The organism is Enterobacter sp. CP102 (assembly GCF_025152625.1).
GTDB classification, from domain to species: domain Bacteria; phylum Pseudomonadota; class Gammaproteobacteria; order Enterobacterales; family Enterobacteriaceae; genus Enterobacter; species Enterobacter soli.
On the sequence record NZ_CP104014.1, the window covers coordinates 3979814 to 3996373 of the forward strand.

The following is a 16560-nucleotide window of genomic DNA, read 5'->3' on the forward strand; positions in this document are numbered from 1 at the left end:
TGGTGGTAGCACTTAGTTAAATCAAAAAAATGATACCATTCCACTCTCACAAATAATTCATAAGGTTATTGGTGACAGAAATTCAGTTATTGGTGGGGCACTTGCTTTTTATGTGTTTATTGGTTACTGGATGTCAAATTTTGAAAACCAGCCCTGCTTATACTCTGTACAGAAGAAACTGGTTCAACAATTATCAGACAGTAGAAGGAACCAAACCTGCATCTGGCAACGAATAAACCAGCAGACAAATAATGTAGATTGCCTGCAATGCTGTAAGGGATGGTTTCGTGGTGGTCTTGACAAATAACCAAAAAAAGTTTTATTGCACGAAACAGTTCGTTGGCCCCAAGGACTGCACCGAGACCGGGAATGCCATACAGGCATCATGTGTATTTTTTTCTGCTATCCCCCTCCTCTATTGTGATAATGTCCTCTTCAGACAATGACAAAATGTAACCGCTGAGCAAGCGCCTGTGGTAGCAGCTGACATTTAACTCCCTCTGCAATTTTCAGAATATATTTATAAATAATTCACCAAGGCAATATCATTCATTAACCTAGATTATTTTAGTGGATACATGCACGTAAACTATATTTTATATAAAATAAAAAACAGCATATAATCCAACCAACACCTCAGGCTGTTAACCCCATAATAAACACTTACCATCATTGCGAGATAAACATATATGAACATCAGGCTGACCCTGTTTTTATGCATATCGTTATTTTTATTAAACGGTTGTGTTCACTCCCCCATCGATGCAAAAAAAACAGGGTTTAAACGTGCAGATAGCAATTTCAGCAAAAATGCAGCAATTCAACTTACTGATAAAGATATTTTCGGCAATGAAACCACGCTTGCGGTATCAGAAGAAGATATCCAGGCTGCAATTAATGGCGATAAATTCAGAGTACCGTTGAGCTCTTCAGTTATTCTGGTTCAGTCCGGTAGCCATGCACCGGAAATGACCATGCAACAGGAGATGGGGAAATACTATCAGGTATCAACATTCTCAGGTATTCCGGACAGGCAGAAACCGCTTACCTGCAACACGGTAAAAACGGAGGAAGGTGACGCAGTACTCAGCGAAAACATGAATTACATGCAGGCGTTGCGTTATATTGCGGCAAAAGGACAGCAAAAAGCCGTGATTGTTTATTGGGATACATTACAGACTGGAAGATATGACACCACAACCAAAACAACTCTCTGGTCAGATTACCGTGGAGAAGCATTGTCCGATTCCGCATCATTACGCTATCTGATACGTTTTGCCCTGGTGGATGTGGCGAGTGGAGAATGGGCCACCTGGACACCGATTAATTACGAATACAATGTCCTCCAGCCTCAGCCGGGAAAAATACCTCTGACCGAAACACAAATCGGCCAACTCAAACAAAAAACCTATGTGGCCGTGGTTAAGGATCTGGTAAATCGGTATCAATGACCATTTAAGTGAGAGTCTGTTTGACACAAGGGACTGTAATTAAAATTGTGTAATTGCCTGATTTTGATATGTTCACTCCAGTAAAGGAGACAGGCAATTATGGACGAAAAGAAACTCAAAGCCCCCATGAAAATACCTTCGAACCGCAGCTGATTAAGAAGCACCAGACGCGCATTACGCAGATGGACAGCCAGATTTTATCCCTCTACGCCAAAGGCATGACTACCCGCGAAATCGTCGCACCTTCAAAGAGATGTACGGCGCCGATGTGTCGCCCACGCTGATATCTAAAGCCACCGACGCCGTAAAAGAGCAGGTCACTGAGTGGCAAAACCGGCGGCTGGCGATGAGCCGCATTTTTATCGAGTTCGATGACCGCCTGAGCGATCACCTTTGATACATTGGCAGTTACACAGAATTACTGGCAGGCTCGGCACACACCTTCAGCCTGCGTGTACGCAAGATGTTCTAATCGTGACCGTAAAACGGGGCCGCTAATGGCCCCGTTCTTTTATCCTCAACGTATCGCAACCCACTTCCACCCCGCCCCCATCGTCCCCAATACAATCGTCACCACCGCCGCCACATGCAGCAAAAAATCCGCCGGATGCACCTCTACGGGATGGCAAAACGAGAGCAACGTTAACGCCATACAGGCAACGCCCGCTCCCGCCACCGCAAGCGTTCGCAGCGGATACAGCGCCCGGGTTCGGCGCAAATACCCGATCGCCAGCACCATCATTGGCGCGCTCACCGCCATCATAAAGACATAACAGTTCACCTCATCAGGATGATGGGCCTGCACATGCGTCTGGCCGAGACTGAACCCCACGCTGCCCAGCCAGAGCACCACCAGCGGCACAAACCATCGCCAGCTCAGGGGTTTTCGCCCGGCAATGCTGAGTAAAAACGCGTTACGGATTGCCAGCGTGCCGGTAATAAACACCAGGATTAACTGAAACACAGCTAACACCGCACCGGGCTGTGTCCAGTCGGTGGCGACACGCTGAAACATCAGGCTACTCAAGGCACCGCAGGGCAGCGCCATCAGCAGCCAGGCGACGACTCTCCTGCTGTTTGTCCAGGGACGATAAACAGGCTTCGCATCCAGGCTCAGCTGTTTAATTAATACCTCATGACTGCCCATGATTCGCTCCCATACGGCGAAGATTGGTTAATGCTCTGTGGAGTAATGATTTCACGGCGGCGATGCTCAGGTTGTGGCGCTCAGCGGCCTCCGCAAGGCTCATCTCCTGCAAATGGATGTGTTCAACAATTTGCCGCTGTCGCGACGGAAGCTGGTCTAATATCAGCGCCAGCTGTTCTTCATTTTCCCGGTGTTCCGGCTTTTCTACCGTGGCGCCGTCATACGCCCTTTCGTCATCCGTTTCTCGCTGCTGATAACGCCCACGGCGACGCAACGCGTCAACGGCGCGCGCCTGCACGATGGCCATCAGCCAGGGAAGAAACGGAAACGCCGGGTCGTAGGTGTGGCGAACCCGATGTACCGTCAGCAGGACATCCTGGATGACATCGTCAACCAGAACGCTATCGGCAATCTGCTTGCGCACCAGCACCCGGATGGCCGGGACGATAGCCCGCAGCAGTTGCGTATAGGCTTCGCGATCCCCCGCCTGGGCGGAGGCCATTAGCGCGGGCCAGCGCTCACGCGGGGCGAGATCGTTATCCATAGTCCGCCACGATATTGTTACCTCATGCTTTTTTACCGGATGCCTGATTCAGGGCATTCACCACAATCGACGGCGTCAGCACCTGCGGCAGCACTTTCGGCGCGCTGCCATCCGCCGGGTAGATCACATACAGCGGCAGCCCGCCCTGCCCGAAGGCATTCATCGCATCGTCGATATCAGCATTAAATTTAGTTGAATCGGCGACCATATAGACGGTTCCGGTGCGGGAAATCGCCTGTTTCACCGCCTGGGTGGATAACGACGTGCGATCGTTTACCTGACAGGTAATGCACCAGGATGCGGTGAAGTTGACGAAAATGGCTTTGCCGTGGCCGCGCATTTCCGCCACGGTCTGCGGAGACCATTTCACCTCGGTGATGTTATCCGCAAGCTGGCTTTCCGGCTGGGCAGGTTGCGTGTGCATAACGCCCGGCAACGGAGCGATCGCCGCCAGAAACACCACCACGGTCACCGCCAGCAGCGCTTTATAGCTGTGCCCGGTAAAGCGCCTGCGCTGGGCGATGCCGTACAGCCACGCGGTAAAACTCACCACCACGGCGCAGGCCAGCATCGCCGCCAGTGCGGTGGTTCCCGCCTGCTGCGCCAGCACCCAGACGAGCCAGGCAAAGGCGCCAAACATGGGAAATGCCAGACCACGTTTGAGGATATCCATCCAGGCTCCCGGGCGCGGTAAGCGTTTTGCCATCCCCGGGAAGAGGGAAATCGCGGTAAATGGCGCAGCAAACCCCAGCGCCAGCGCCAGGAAAATGGCCAGCGCCACGACAGGTGGCTGAACCAGCGCATAGCCCACAGCCCCTGCCATAAACGGCGCCGAGCAGGGGGTTGCCACCACAATCGCCAGCGCGCCGGTTAAGGCTGAACGCACAAACGCACCGCGCCCTTCGGCATTGATTTCCCCTGCCCGCTGAAGCGACAGCCCGACTTCAAACACCCCGAGCAGGTTCAGCGCCGCACCCAGAATGATCAGCGCCAGCGCCGCAATCACCAGCGGCGACTGGAGCTGGAACCCCCACCCCACCGCCGTTCCGCCAGCGCGCAGTGCCAGCAGCACGGCCGCCAGCGCCATCATGGTAAAAATGACGCCAAGCAAAAAGCCCAGCCCTTCCGTGCGAGCGCTCGCGCTGTTGCCCTGATGACGTAAAAGCCCCAGCGCCTTCAGCGAAATCACCGGAAAGACGCACGGCATAAAGTTGAGAATAATGCCGCCCGCGAAGGCGGCCAGAATAGCCGTTAACATAGAAAACCCCGGAGGCTAAGTTACGAGTGCGATTGCGCGTATTTTTTCACGGCATCCATCGTTTTCTGGATATGCTCATCCGGGTTACGGTCGGTGTAACTCAGCAGAACTTTGCCATCCGGGGCGATAACGTACGAAGTGCGATCAGACAGGGTTTTGCCATTCATCTGCATCAGCGTTTTATACTCTGCCGCCACTTTCGCCCCTGGGTCAGCCGCCACCGCGAACTTGTCGCGACACTCCAGTTTCGAGAACTCATCCACCTGGTCGACATTCCCGGCGGTTACCCCCACCACGGTCGCCCCGAGTTTTTTAAAGTCATCCGTGGCTTCGGCAAAGGCGTGGGCCTCCAGCGTACAGCCCTTTGTAAATGCCGCCGGGAAGAAATAGAGCACCACCGGCCCTTTCTGTAGCGCCTGCTGCAACGAGAAGGTCAGCGGTTTACCGCCCAGCGCCCCTTGCAGGCTAAAGTCCGGGGCTTTATCCCCCACGTTCAGCGCAGCCTGTGCGCTCATGGCGAAAAGGGAAAAGCTCAGTACAGCGGCGGCAGACAACGTTTTCAACGGTTTCATGGTCAGCTCCATCAGGGAAAAATGTATTACCTGAAGAGTAGTTCGCTAATGATGTTGAAAAGGTTTCGCTGACCACGAAAATTTATTCATTTAGTGGGCATGGCGCACAAGAGGGGAGACATACCGCTCCAGGGATACTCCCCGGAGCGGTTAGCGTTACTTATTTTTCTCGACAATTAGCGGCTCAATGTCGCTCTCTTTTTTCACCACGAGCGTATCGTCCCCACGCAAACAGGTGCCGCCATAGTTCCCGCCCACGGTAAAGGTACACACCTGAATGTACTTGCCATCGACGTTTGGCAGGCACCACAGCTGCTGGTAGATGTTTTTACGGTCGGCAAACTTGCCGCTGGATTTGTCCAGCAGCTCATCCTGTGGGCTTATCAGGTCGATGTTGCTGCCGCAGCGCCCGGCAATCGGTTTAGCGGCATAGCCGGTCTGTTTCAGCAGGTCGTTCACCTCAAAATCGGTATCCAGCAGATAACGGTGGTTCGGGAAGAGCTGCCACAGCACCGGCAGGATCGCCTTGTTGCCTGGGATGACCGTCCACAGCGGCTCGAACACCAGCACTTCCGGGCGCAGCAGCACATCAATCAGGCGCACTTCGCCTTCAGGATGCCCGGTGCGGATCGGCACGGCGGCGTATTCGGTTTCGCTCACTTCACGGATTTGCTCAATTGCCGTTTCCCAGGCCCAGGTTTTCCACACGCAGTTCACGTGGCGGCCTTCATCATCGACAAGCTGCCCGGCGCTGTCCCAGCTTAGCGCGCCAAGTCCATGCAGGATCCGGGTTTCAAACCCGGCCTGAATAAGCGAGCGCTGGATAAAGAGGGCGTGATAATCCTCTTCGATATCGTTGTCCTGCATGATGTGAACAAACGGTCGGGCGTGGCTGTGTTTCCACGCGCCAGTCAGTTCTTCCAGCAACCCTTCGGCCGGGTTGTGGCCGTTGCCGCGATAGCCGTTTTTCACCCACTCTTCGAGGATCAGCCCACCCTCGGTGTGACAGGAAGCGGAATCGGCGTTGTACTCGTACACCTTCAGCCCGCGCTCATCCATGCAGAAATCCATACGACCGGTGATCATATGGTGACGACGCCATTGCCAGGAAAGACGCAGACGCGGCCAGAGGATTTTCGGGATGTCGAAAAGCGCCAGTAAGTTATCGTCTTTCAGCACCTTGTCGGTAGCGTGCAGGTACATCAGATGCAGTTCGTTAGTGGCTTTGATAAGTTCCTGCTCGGCACTTTCGGTGATGGTGAAATACTGGCAGGGATCTTTATTGATAAAGTGGCCGTTCGCCTCTACGTAGGCCTTCTGAAGGGCATCGTCTTCGTTGAGCCATTTCCCGTCGAACTGACGTTTATTTTTCAGTCGCGCACCGCTGATTTTCAGCAACTCGCCGTCGATTTCCGGCTGCGGCAGGCTGTGTTCGGTGTCATCGGTCTGGATCATCCAGCCGAGGATTTCGGTGTCGTTGAAGGTGTCATGAAGGGTATAACACCCGTTCTCAACGCTCAGACGCAGTTCACGCGTCCATTGCTGCCCTAACGGGAGCGGGGAGTGAATCACGTTCTGCTCAGCAATGCGGATCTTATCGTCCAGCAACTGGGTGATAACGGCAACGTGCCCGGTTTCATGGAACTCGCCGCCCTTTTGCCAGATAAGCAACGCCCCGGCCTGCGGCGCGCGTTTTGAGCCATTGGCAAAGGCCTGCAATGGCAGGATGTTATCGTTCACCACTTCGCGCAAAAAGCGCAGAGAGAAGATCTCCCACGCCATGCCGACATCGGTAAACACCACACCGTAGTTGAGGAACAGGAAACGGCGGGCAAACTCAACACATTGCCACTTGTGGCCCATGTATTCGTTGCTGATATAGCTTCTGAAATCCGCGTCTTCCGGATAGTTACGCGGATCGAGGCTGCCGTAATTTGAAGAGTAAATCGCCACACCACCTGGCGCATAACCTAACAACGTCCCGAACGGAGCGTCACTGCTTAACTTTCCTTTACGCATGTATCCAACCTAAAACAGGCAGGCGGCAATTTTTTGAAGGGTTGTCGTCGTCTGCACGTTGTAATTAACCTGACAGAGGTGGATTTATCATACACCTGCGTGGCAAATTATTCGTCGCGACAATAACTAAAAAATTCACAACATCAGGAGTCAACATGAGCTTACAGGCGCAACCGCTGGAATGGGGTCACGGCCCACGCACTTTTGAAGTGTTCCTGGAACCAACCTGCCCTTTCTCGGTTAAAACATTCAACAAGTTAAACGCGTTCCTGGAACTGGCCGGTGCAGATAAGGTGACGGTCAAAATCCGTTTACAGTCTCAGCCGTGGCATCTGTTTTCCGGCGTGATTGTGCGCTGCATTCTGGCGGCGTCAACGCTGCCGGATGGTAAAGCCGCAGCGCATAAGGTGATGCAGGCCGTGGCCGATCACCGTGAAGAGTTTGAATTTACCGACCACTGTAGCGGCCCGAATATGCAGGCGACGCCGGAAGAGATCGTCGCGCGCATTGAACGTTACAGCGGGGTGCAGGTTGCAGAGGCGTTTGCCCGCCCGGAATTGCAAACCGAGATTAAGTGGCACTGTAAATATGCGCGCCAGAACGGCATTCACGTCTCCCCAACGTTTATGGTCAATGGTCTGGTGCAGGCGGATTTGGGCAGTGGCGATGAAGTAGAGGTGTGGGCGAAGCGGGTTTTGGGTTAGTCCACATTCGCCTGTCATGCCGGGTGGCGGCTACACCTTACCCGGCCTACAAAACTCACATCTTAAACAACCAACACGCGGCGAAATGCCCAGGCGCTACCTCCTGCATTACAGGCTCCTGGGCCTGACAAACCGGCATGGCATGTGGGCAACGGCTGCAAAACTTACAGCCCGGCAGCGCTGAGGTTGGCCCGGGGATTTCCCCACGCAGGGTCGCTTCTTCGAGGTTACGAATTCGCGGATCCGGCTGTGGCACCGCCGCCAGCAGCGCGCGCGTGTAGGGATGCACCGGATGCTGATACAGCTCGTTTGCCGGCGCAACCTCCACCAGCTTACCGAGATACATTACCCCGATACGGCTGGAAATATGGCGCACCATCGACAGGTCGTGCGCGATAAACAGATAGGTCAGATCCAGCTCCTGCTGGAGATCCTGCAAAATGTTCACCACCTGCGCCTGCACTGATACATCCAGTGCCGACAGCGGCTCGTCACACAGCACAAACTCCGGGCGCACGGACAACGCCCGCGCGATGCTGATACGCTGACGCTGCCCGCCGCTGAACTCATGCGGGAACCGTTCAAGATGTTCCTTTTTGAGCCCGACCTTATACAGCAGCGTTTCCGTCCGCTCCCGCTGCTCTTCCCGGCTGTAGCCGTGGATCTGCATTGGCTCGGCCACCAGCTGTTGCACCGTCATACCGGGGTTAAGCGACGAATACGGATCCTGAAAAATCGCCTGCATTCTTTTACGCAGCGGCTTCAGCTCTTTTTCGCGGGCGTGGGCGATCTCTTGTCCGGCAAAATGGATCTCACCCGATGTGATATCGAACAGGCGCAGAATGGCGCGCCCGAGTGTCGATTTCCCGCAGCCGGATTCCCCGACCAGGCCAAAGGTTTCACCACGCTGAATATCAAAGCTCACCCCGTCAACCGCTTTCACCGCCACGCCTTTGCGCAGCAGGCCGCCGTTAAGCTGATAATGTTTGCGCAGTTCCCGTACGCTCACTAAGGGCGAATGTTGCTCGCTCATGCCTGAACCTCCTTATCTGCCCATAACCAGCACGCGGCGCGATGGCCTTCTCCTGGGGTGTAAAACGCTGGCTGTCTTTCGCACTGGGGCATCCGTTTCGGACAACGTTCTGCAAACGGGCAGCCCGGGGGCGGGTTGAGCAAACCCGGCGGCGAACCTTCAATAGGCGAAAGGCGATGATTCACCTCGTCCGGGCGCGGCAGCGAGGCCAGCAGCCCCTGGGTGTAAGGGTGCGCCGGACGATAGAAAATGTCCTCCACGCTCCCCTCTTCCATCACCAGCCCGCCGTACATCACCACCACGCGGCTGCACACCTGCGCCACCACGCCAAGATCGTGAGTGACCAGCAAAATGGCAGTCTGCGTTTTCTGTTGCAGGCTCTTCAGCAGGCGCAGGATCTGCGCCTGAATGGTCACGTCCAGCGCGGTGGTGGGCTCGTCAGCAATCAGCAGTTTCGGGTTGCAGGAGAGCGCAATGGCGATCATCACACGCTGGCGCATCCCACCGCTGAACTCGTGCGGATACTGGTTGTAGCGGCGTTCAGGCTCGGCAATGCCGACCTGCTCCAGCATGGCAATGGCCGCAGCTTTTGCCGCTTTTTTTGCGAGGCCTTTGTTACGTACCAGGATCTCAGACATCTGTTTGCCGATGGTCAGCACCGGGTTCAGGGCCGTCATTGGATCCTGGAAAATCATCGCAATATCGTTGCCGCGAATGGCGCGCAGCTGTTCGGGGGTTTTCTGTGCCAGATCGTCGTTCTGAAAACGGATGCTGCCGCCGGTTATCCGCCCGTTGCTGCCCAGAAGCTGAATAATCGACTTACAGGTGACGCTTTTGCCGCAGCCGGATTCACCAACAATGCCAACAAGTTCTCCAGGCTGAACCTGAAAGCTCACGCCGCGCACGGCATGAACATCGCCATCGCGTGTGTGAAAGGTGGTTTGCAGGTTATCGAGTTCTAATAAATTACTCATCGCGGTTCGCTCCCGGCTCGAAGGCGGTACGGAACACATCGCCCAGCACGTTAAAACTGAACACCGTCAGCAGGATTAAAATGCCGGGGAACATCGCCAGCCATGAGGCTTCACCAATGTACGACTGCGCATTGTTGAGCATACTGCCCCAGGACGCGGCAGGCGCCTGGACGCCAAGCCCGAGGAAGCTGAGCGTCGATTCCATCAAAATGGCCGACGCGATGTTGAGCGTGGCCGCCACAATAATGGTCGGCAGCACGCCGGGAATAATGTGGCGCACAATAATACGCAGCGGGTGTTCCCCCGATGCGCGGGCATAGAGCACATACTCGCGCTCTTTCACCGACAGGGTTTCCGCACGCACCAGCCGCGACATGCTCATCCATGTCAGCAGGCTGATGATCAGAATGATGTTATCCACCCCGGGTTTAAGGTAGGCGTTCACCACCAGCAGCAGAAAGAAGGCCGGAATGGCCATCAGGATATCGACGGCGCGCATCATCAGGTTATCGAGCCAGCCGCCAAAATAGCCGCTGACCGTACCAACGACCGTGCCAATCAGCGTGGAAAATACCATCGCCAGAAAACCGACCATCAGTGATATCTGCCCGCCGTACAGCGCGCGGGTGAAGTAATCGCGCCCGTATTCGTCAGTGCCAAACCAGTGCGCGGCATCCGGGGGTAAGGTGCGGGCACCCAGCGCCATCTGGTCGGGATCGTAAGGACTCAGCCCCGCGCACAGGGCCGCGATGACGAAAATAAACAGAACAAATAACGAAAATTGCGCCGGACGATTGCGGCGCAACTGGTGACGAACCTGTTGCCAGCGTCTGCTCATCCGGGTTACCTCAGTGTACGAATGCGGGGATCGGCGAAGCGATACAGCAGATCCGCGATCAGGTTGCCGAGGATCAGCATCATCGACGAGAGCATGATGATCGCCATAATCAGGGGGTAATCCAGCGAGGTGATCGACTGGATCCCAAGCAGGCCCATCCCCGGCCAGGAGAAGACACTTTCCGTCACATACGCGCCCACCACCAGTTCACCAAACGACAGGCCAAACAGGGTTATGACCGGCAGCAGCACGTTTTTCAGCACATGGCGGAACAGAATGCCGGAACGTGTCGCGCCGTAGGCAAGCTGGGTTTGCACGTAGTCGGCAGAAAGCTGTGAAATGGTATTAGACCGGATGTAACGCACGTAGCTGGAGAGGTTGTAAAAAGTGAGCGCGATACACGGCAGCACGCCGTGGCGCAGGACATCCAGCCAGTTGTCGTCCATGCCGATGGTGCGCATTCCCATGCTGGGGAACCAGTTCAGCTGCACGGCAAAAACGGTAATAAGAAGAATACCAAACCAGAAAATCGGCACCGAAATACCGATATAGGCGAATAAGTTCAGCAGGTGATCCAGCCAGCGGTGCTTAAATGCCCCGGCCAGCAGCCCCAGCGGAATAGCCAGCACAATCGCCATCAGCAGCGATGCGCCCATCAGCCCTAAGGTTGCCGGAATACGCTCGCCGATCATCTCCAGCACCGGGCGGTGGTAAATCAGCGAATAGCCCAGATCGCCCTGGAAAACGTTCTTCAGCCACAGCACGTACTGCGTCACCAGTGGTTTATCCAGCCCCATGCTCTGGCGGATGCGTTCAATATCTTCCGGGGCCATGCGTGGCGTAATGTACGCAGCTACCGGATCGCCGGGTGCGAGCTTGACCAGCAAAAACGCTACCAGCGAAATAAAGAAAAGCATCGGCAGCAGTTGCAGCAGCCGACGCGTGAGTAATGTGTTCACGACATGCCCTTACACGACTTAGCATACGAAAAACCCCGGCCAGATGACCGGGGTAACTGCTTATTTTTGGTATATTTTTGACAGATCCTGGAACAGATAAACCGGCTTCGGTTCCGCTTCCTGCGTGCCGCCAAAGCGTTTATCCACGGCAACGGTCGCGTTGGTGTAGGCAATCGGGTAGTAAGTCATGTCGTTTGCCACGGTCTGCTGAATTTGCTTGTAGATATCAGCACGTTTCGCGGCATCGGTTTCCACTGCGCCTTTGTCCCACAGGGCATCAAACTGCGGATTTTTATAGTGGGCGTAGTTGTAGGCTTCGTTGCTCATAAACAGCGATTTATAACCGTCCGGCTCTGACCCCATGATGTAACCGCCCAGGTTCAGCTCCCACGCGGTGTTGTTCATGTCCAGACTGCGCTGGGACATGGCGTTGGAGTCCAGCGGCATCAGTTCGACGTTTACCCCAATGCCCTTCAGCGCCTGCTGAATATAGAGCGCCATGCTCTCCTGGGTTTTATTGGTGTTCACATACGCCAGATGCAGCTTCAGGTTTTCCGGCGCCCCGGAGGCCTTGAGCAGATCTTTGGCTTTTTGCAGATCGAACTTGTACTGCTCGACGTCGTCAGTCTGATACAGCGTATCCGGCGTCAGGAACGAGGTTGCCGGTTTGGCGTAGTCCAGCGAAGTAAATGCGGTCTGGGTCAGCTCATCTTTGTTGATGGCATACGCGATGGCCTGACGAAGCTCTTTGCTTTTCATGACCGGCACGTTCTGGTTAAAGGTCATGTAAGCCAGACGTCCCTCCGGATAGACCACAAAATCAAATTTACCGGTATTTTTCAGGCGATTCACGTCCTGCGGATCAACCATCTTGAGGTTGATTTCGCCGTTTTGCAGCGCAAGGTTGGCGGAGTTGCTGTCTTTGGCAAAACGGTAGGTCACGGAATCGAGCTTCGCTTTACCGTTCCAGTAATCGTCAAAACGAGTCAGGGCGTAATACTGCCCGGCGCGGTACTCTTTAAACTTGAACGGCCCGGAACCCACCGGCGCATCGTTTTTAGTGCTCTTTTCCAGGTCACCTTCATTCGCGAACACGTGCTGCGGGATCGGGTAGATCTGCACCAGGGTTCCGGTAAAGGCTGCGCTCACCTGCGGTAAGGTGAACTTCACGGTGCGATCGTCAACCTTACTCACTGCTACGGGTTTGTCGCCGTAAGTGAACATGCTGCGGAAGAAGCTGTGCTGTTTGGCATCCAGCAGTTTATTGAAGGTGAACACCACGTCGTCCGCCGTCAGCGGTTGGCCGTCCTGCCATTTCAGGTTTGGTTTTAAGGTCAGGGTGTAGCTGAGGTTATCGGCGGATGGCGTCAGACTTTCTGCCAGGCCCCATTCGATTTTGCCGTTGTTGAAGCTATACAGCGGGGCATAAAGCGCCTGCATGATGGTTAAGGTGGTACGGTCGCTGGCATAGAGTGGGTTAACCGCTAACGGGTCGCCGGAGGTAATACCGATAATCAGCGAGCCCCCCTCTTTTGGTGCGTCGCTTTTCGCTGCTGGCGCATTTGCCGTCTCTTTATTTTTAGCATCATCACAGCCTGCCAGACCTAACGCGAGCGATACTACAACTGCGGATAACAGAAGCTTACGCATCTCACTAACTCCTTGCCTGATAAAGTATTTACTACTGATAATTGTCTTTATATGACAGCATCATATTCAGCTTTGCGGTAATACGCATTAACAATGAAAATGCGATTTTCGATTAAGCTTATAACGCTTTTGATATATATAAGCGCCAGAAGGAATAGCCGCGACTCTAATGCGCTCAGTTCGTTAAACCATTCACAAATCTCCTGCTACACTGCCTCAACACATCACTCAAAAGGCAGGCCAACATGTCAGACAACACTTATCAGCCACCGAAAGTGTGGGAATGGAAACAGAACAACGGCGGCGCATTCGCCAACATCAACCGTCCGGTATCGGGCGCAACTCATGAGAAAACGCTGCCGGTGGGATCTCACCCGTTGCAGCTCTATTCCCTGGGGACACCGAACGGCCAGAAAGTGACTATCATGCTCGAAGAGCTGCTGGCGCTGGGCGTGACGGGTGCAGAGTACGATGCGTGGCTTATCCGTATCGGTGAGGGCGATCAGTTCTCCAGCGGCTTTGTGGACGTGAACCCGAACTCGAAAATACCGGCACTGCGTGACCACTCCACCACCCCGCCAACGCGCGTATTTGAATCCGGTAATATCCTGCTGTATCTCGCCGAGAAATTTGGTCACTTCCTGCCAAAAGATCCGGCGGGCCGGGTAGAAACCCTGAACTGGCTGTTCTGGTTACAAGGCTCTGCGCCGTTCCTCGGCGGCGGTTTTGGCCACTTCTATAACTATGCGCCAGTGAAGATTGAGTACGCGATCGACCGCTTCACCATGGAGTCAAAACGCCTGCTCGACGTGCTGGACAAACAGCTGGCGCGGGGTCGCTATGTGGCAGGGGAAGAGTACACCATCGCCGATATGGCTATCTGGCCATGGTTCGGCAACGTGGTGCTCGGGAACGTGTATAACGCCGCTGAGTTCCTGGATGCGCAGCAGTACACCAACGTGCAGCGTTGGGCGAAAGATGTGGCGCACCGTCCGGCAGTGAAGCGCGGCCGTATGGTTAACCGCACCTTTGGTGAGCCGAGCGAGCAGCTACATGAACGCCATGCGGCGAGCGACTTTGATACGAATACCGAGGATAAGCGTCAGGGGTAATGCTCTCTCCCACAGGGTTGAGGGATCCCCACAAAAAATACGAGTACGGACGTCTCCCTCTCCTCTTTGGGGAGAGGGTTGGGGTGAGGGGGAACATACAGCTGTGGTGGTCATTCCGTTCACTTTATGTTCCTTGCTGCTCTGTCACCACAATACCCGTGAACGTGCCAGGGTAGCTCACCGCCGCTACCCTGGCGACCCGGGCTCCCGGCAAGAAAATCGCCGCTTCGCGGTGCCTTCGGCTTATTCCTTTCGGCTTTCGGGTCGGGCGCGATGCAGCGTCCATGCAAGTCGCGCCCTCTCGGCGCATCCCTGCGCCTCGCCCCGGCCTACAGGAAACGCCTCAGCGATTTTCAGCCGGACCAGGGAGCCGCTGTAATTCTTTTATTTCAATGGCATAATGTCATCGCTGAATAAAGACAAACATTACTGGGGATCCCTCAGCCCACGGGGAGAGGGAATAAAACAGTAGGCCGGGTAAGCGCAGCGCCACCCGGCGGATTTACGCGCCGAAGCCTGCTTTTAACAATATCGTTTTTGCCTTTTCCGATACCAGATAATCCGCCAGCGCTTTCCCCTGCGGCGTCACTACCGCACACGCATACTCCGCGCGCGGGTTATAGGGTGCAGGGATGTCGATAACCGTCAGCCCGCCGACCTCCCGCAATTTTGCGGCATAGCTGGCATAACCGATAAACACCTCCGCCTGCCCGCTATGAATGATCCACTCGGCCGCCAGTTTACCCGCCGGAATCGGCGCAGAATTTCGCCCGCCCACCAGGGCTTTCGCCCGCACTCTTACCCTCTCACCTGCTTCACCCATTCGGCTAAACAGCTCCAGGGTGTAATCCCCGGACGGATCGGCGCCTGCCGTCGAGGTCGCGACACGCACATCATCACGGGTAAGCAAAGAGAACCAGTCATCCCCGGCGCGCAGCACATCGCTGCGTACGGTCAGGCAAAGCTGATTGCGGGCAAAAGGCACCACCGATAACGCCTGCCCGGCCGCAAATAACGCCTGCGGATGGGCAAGATTTGCCGAAGCAAACAGGTCGCACGGCTCACCGGTTTCAATACGTTCCCGTAACAGCCCGGCCGGGCCAAACTGGGTTTCCACCGGTTCAGGAAAGTGCTCCATCAGGTGCTGCCACACCACCCGCAGGCTGCCCGCTGCCAGCACGCGCATCAATCAATGCCCTGATATGTGGTGCGATAAAAACGCTGATACCAGTCGTTCGCGACCTTACGCATATCCACGTCTTTAAACTTCTCCGGGTAGAGCTTTTTCGCCATCCACAGCTCGCCAATACCCATGGCTTCCGGCATCGGGTAGCCCCAGGCTTTGGCGTAATCCGGCATCAGGTACACACGCTGATTTTTCACCGCGTCGATGGTTTGCCACTGCGCACCGGTTTTGATCTCGTTCACCACGGACGGGTAACGGTCCTGCACGAAGATCACCTGCGGGTTCCAGGCAATTACCTGCTCCATCGCCACGGTTTTGAAACCCTGAATGGTCGCTGCCGCCACGTTAACCGCGCCCGCGTGCGCCATCATCAGGCCAGTGTATTTCCCGGAGCCGTAGGTGGTGAGTTCCGGGTTAGCCATATAAGCGCGAACACGTTTTTCTGTCGGGATATCTTTCAGGCGGTCGCTGACCATTTTGCGGCCGTTGTCGGTCGCTGCAATCAGGGCTTTCGCTTCTGGCTGTTTATTAACTATTTCGCCAATCAGGGTGATCCCCTCGCGCAGGCCCAGATCGTAAGCCTGTTCTTCATCTGCCATCGTCGGGTTCAGCCTGGCTTTTTCACCGGCAGCATCGTGGCGCAGGGAAATGGCGACCACCGGAATACCCAGGCTGCTGATCTTGTCGATCATCTCCTGCGGGGCGTAGTTAGTGACGAACACCACCTGCGGCTTCAGCGCCACCAGTTTTTCCGGGTCGACGTGAGTCAGGTCACCAAGCGCGGCTTTCTGGTTCAGCTCTGGTGCCAGGCGCGCATAGCCATCACCCAGTTGCTGCTTCCAGTTCGCCATCACGCCGACGATTTTGTCCGTGGCGTTCATCTGCACCAGCAGGTTCAGGGTCTGGTGCTGGAGCACCACCACACGGTCAACCTCATCAGGGATCGTGACGGTACGGCCAATCTGGTCAGTTATCTGGCGGGATGCCTGGGATGATAACGGGAGTAAAATCAGTACGCTAAACGCGACTGCCTGCCAAAAGCGCTGTTTCATATAATCCTCACATTTTCGTTATGCAAAAGATTATACAGCGATAGCGCATCGGAGTCGTGAT

At 55.1% G+C, this 16560-nt stretch carries 15 protein-coding genes and 1 pseudogene; 4 read left to right on the top strand and 12 right to left on the bottom strand.

From position 1 onward, the window contains the following. Positions 1–689 precede the first annotated feature (689 nt). Both N1249_RS18740 and N1249_RS18745 read left to right on the top strand, forming a co-directional pair. Complete coding sequence (locus N1249_RS18740; RefSeq protein ID WP_259831972.1) at positions 690–1451, top strand: hypothetical protein; 762 nt, start codon at positions 690–692, stop codon at positions 1449–1451. Between the two features lie 128 nt (positions 1452–1579). Beyond that, positions 1580–1794: pseudogene (locus tag N1249_RS18745) on the top strand (transposase); the annotation flags it as partial. Positions 1795–1968: 174 nt separating this feature from the next. On the opposite strand, the gene N1249_RS18750 reads toward N1249_RS18745, so the two are convergent. The 5 genes from N1249_RS18750 to gss form a co-directional block, all read right to left on the bottom strand. Then, positions 1969–2598, bottom strand: a complete 630-nt coding sequence (locus tag N1249_RS18750; protein ID WP_259831973.1) for a DUF1109 domain-containing protein — start codon at positions 2596–2598, stop codon at positions 1969–1971. Next, on the bottom strand, positions 2585–3142 hold the full coding sequence (locus N1249_RS18755; protein WP_259831976.1) for a sigma-70 family RNA polymerase sigma factor: 558 nt from the start codon (positions 3140–3142) through the stop codon (positions 2585–2587). Before N1249_RS18755 ends, N1249_RS18750 begins: the two co-directional genes overlap by 14 nt. Positions 3143–3164: 22 nt before the next feature. Beyond that, entirely contained in the window at positions 3165–4400 is a 1236-nt protein-coding gene (locus N1249_RS18760; RefSeq protein WP_259831977.1) for a protein-disulfide reductase DsbD, read from the bottom strand. A 20-nt stretch (positions 4401–4420) separates the two neighbouring features. Next, complete coding sequence (locus tag N1249_RS18765) at positions 4421–4972, bottom strand: peroxiredoxin (RefSeq protein WP_259831978.1); 552 nt, start codon at positions 4970–4972, stop codon at positions 4421–4423. Between the two features lie 156 nt (positions 4973–5128). Further along, positions 5129–6991: a bifunctional glutathionylspermidine amidase/synthase gene (gene gss / locus N1249_RS18770; RefSeq protein ID WP_259831979.1), complete on the bottom strand. Its 1863-nt coding sequence runs from the start codon at positions 6989–6991 to the stop codon at positions 5129–5131. A 155-nt stretch (positions 6992–7146) separates the two neighbouring features. Here gss and N1249_RS18775 point away from each other — a divergent pair, with 155 nt between their 5' ends. Beyond that, positions 7147–7695 carry a thioredoxin domain-containing protein gene (locus N1249_RS18775; protein ID WP_259831980.1) on the top strand — a complete coding sequence of 183 codons (549 nt, stop codon included), beginning with the start codon at positions 7147–7149 and terminating at the stop codon, positions 7693–7695. Positions 7696–7750: 55 nt separating this feature from the next. Here N1249_RS18775 and N1249_RS18780 read toward each other — a convergent pair whose 3' ends face one another. Genes N1249_RS18780 through N1249_RS18800 form a run of 5 tightly spaced genes read right to left on the bottom strand, consistent with a single transcriptional unit; the run spans position 7751 to position 13149 of the window. After that, a complete protein-coding gene (locus N1249_RS18780) occupies positions 7751–8728 on the bottom strand; it encodes an ABC transporter ATP-binding protein (RefSeq protein ID WP_259831981.1) in 978 nt (325 codons plus the stop codon). Beyond that, positions 8725–9702 (bottom strand): ABC transporter ATP-binding protein, encoded by a 978-nt coding sequence (locus N1249_RS18785; protein WP_259831983.1) that lies wholly within the window; start codon positions 9700–9702, stop codon positions 8725–8727. The genes N1249_RS18780 and N1249_RS18785 overlap by 4 nt, the downstream gene beginning before the upstream one ends. Beyond that, positions 9695–10540: an ABC transporter permease gene (locus N1249_RS18790; RefSeq protein WP_014071734.1), complete on the bottom strand. Its 846-nt coding sequence runs from the start codon at positions 10538–10540 to the stop codon at positions 9695–9697. The genes N1249_RS18785 and N1249_RS18790 overlap by 8 nt, the downstream gene beginning before the upstream one ends. Positions 10541–10545: 5 nt before the next feature. After that, entirely contained in the window at positions 10546–11499 is a 954-nt protein-coding gene (locus N1249_RS18795) for an ABC transporter permease (RefSeq protein ID WP_259831984.1), read from the bottom strand. Positions 11500–11559: 60 nt separating this feature from the next. Beyond that, positions 11560–13149 carry an ABC transporter substrate-binding protein gene (locus tag N1249_RS18800; RefSeq protein ID WP_259831986.1) on the bottom strand — a complete coding sequence of 530 codons (1590 nt, stop codon included), beginning with the start codon at positions 13147–13149 and terminating at the stop codon, positions 11560–11562. 245 nt (positions 13150–13394) lie between these two features. On the opposite strand from N1249_RS18800, the gene yghU reads away from it, so the two are divergent. Further along, positions 13395–14261, top strand: coding sequence for a glutathione-dependent disulfide-bond oxidoreductase (gene yghU / locus N1249_RS18805; RefSeq protein WP_217186937.1), 867 nt, complete (start codon positions 13395–13397; stop codon positions 14259–14261). A gap of 502 nt (positions 14262–14763) precedes the next feature. Here the strand turns inward: yghU and N1249_RS18810 are convergent. Further along, the gene (locus N1249_RS18810; RefSeq protein WP_259831987.1) at positions 14764–15447 is read right to left on the bottom strand and encodes a molybdate ABC transporter substrate-binding protein; all 684 of its coding nucleotides are present in this window, start codon (positions 15445–15447) and stop codon (positions 14764–14766) included. After that, the gene (locus tag N1249_RS18815) at positions 15447–16499 is read right to left on the bottom strand and encodes an ABC transporter substrate-binding protein (RefSeq protein ID WP_259831988.1); all 1053 of its coding nucleotides are present in this window, start codon (positions 16497–16499) and stop codon (positions 15447–15449) included. Before N1249_RS18815 ends, N1249_RS18810 begins: the two co-directional genes overlap by 1 nt. Positions 16500–16560: the final 61 nt, after the last annotated feature.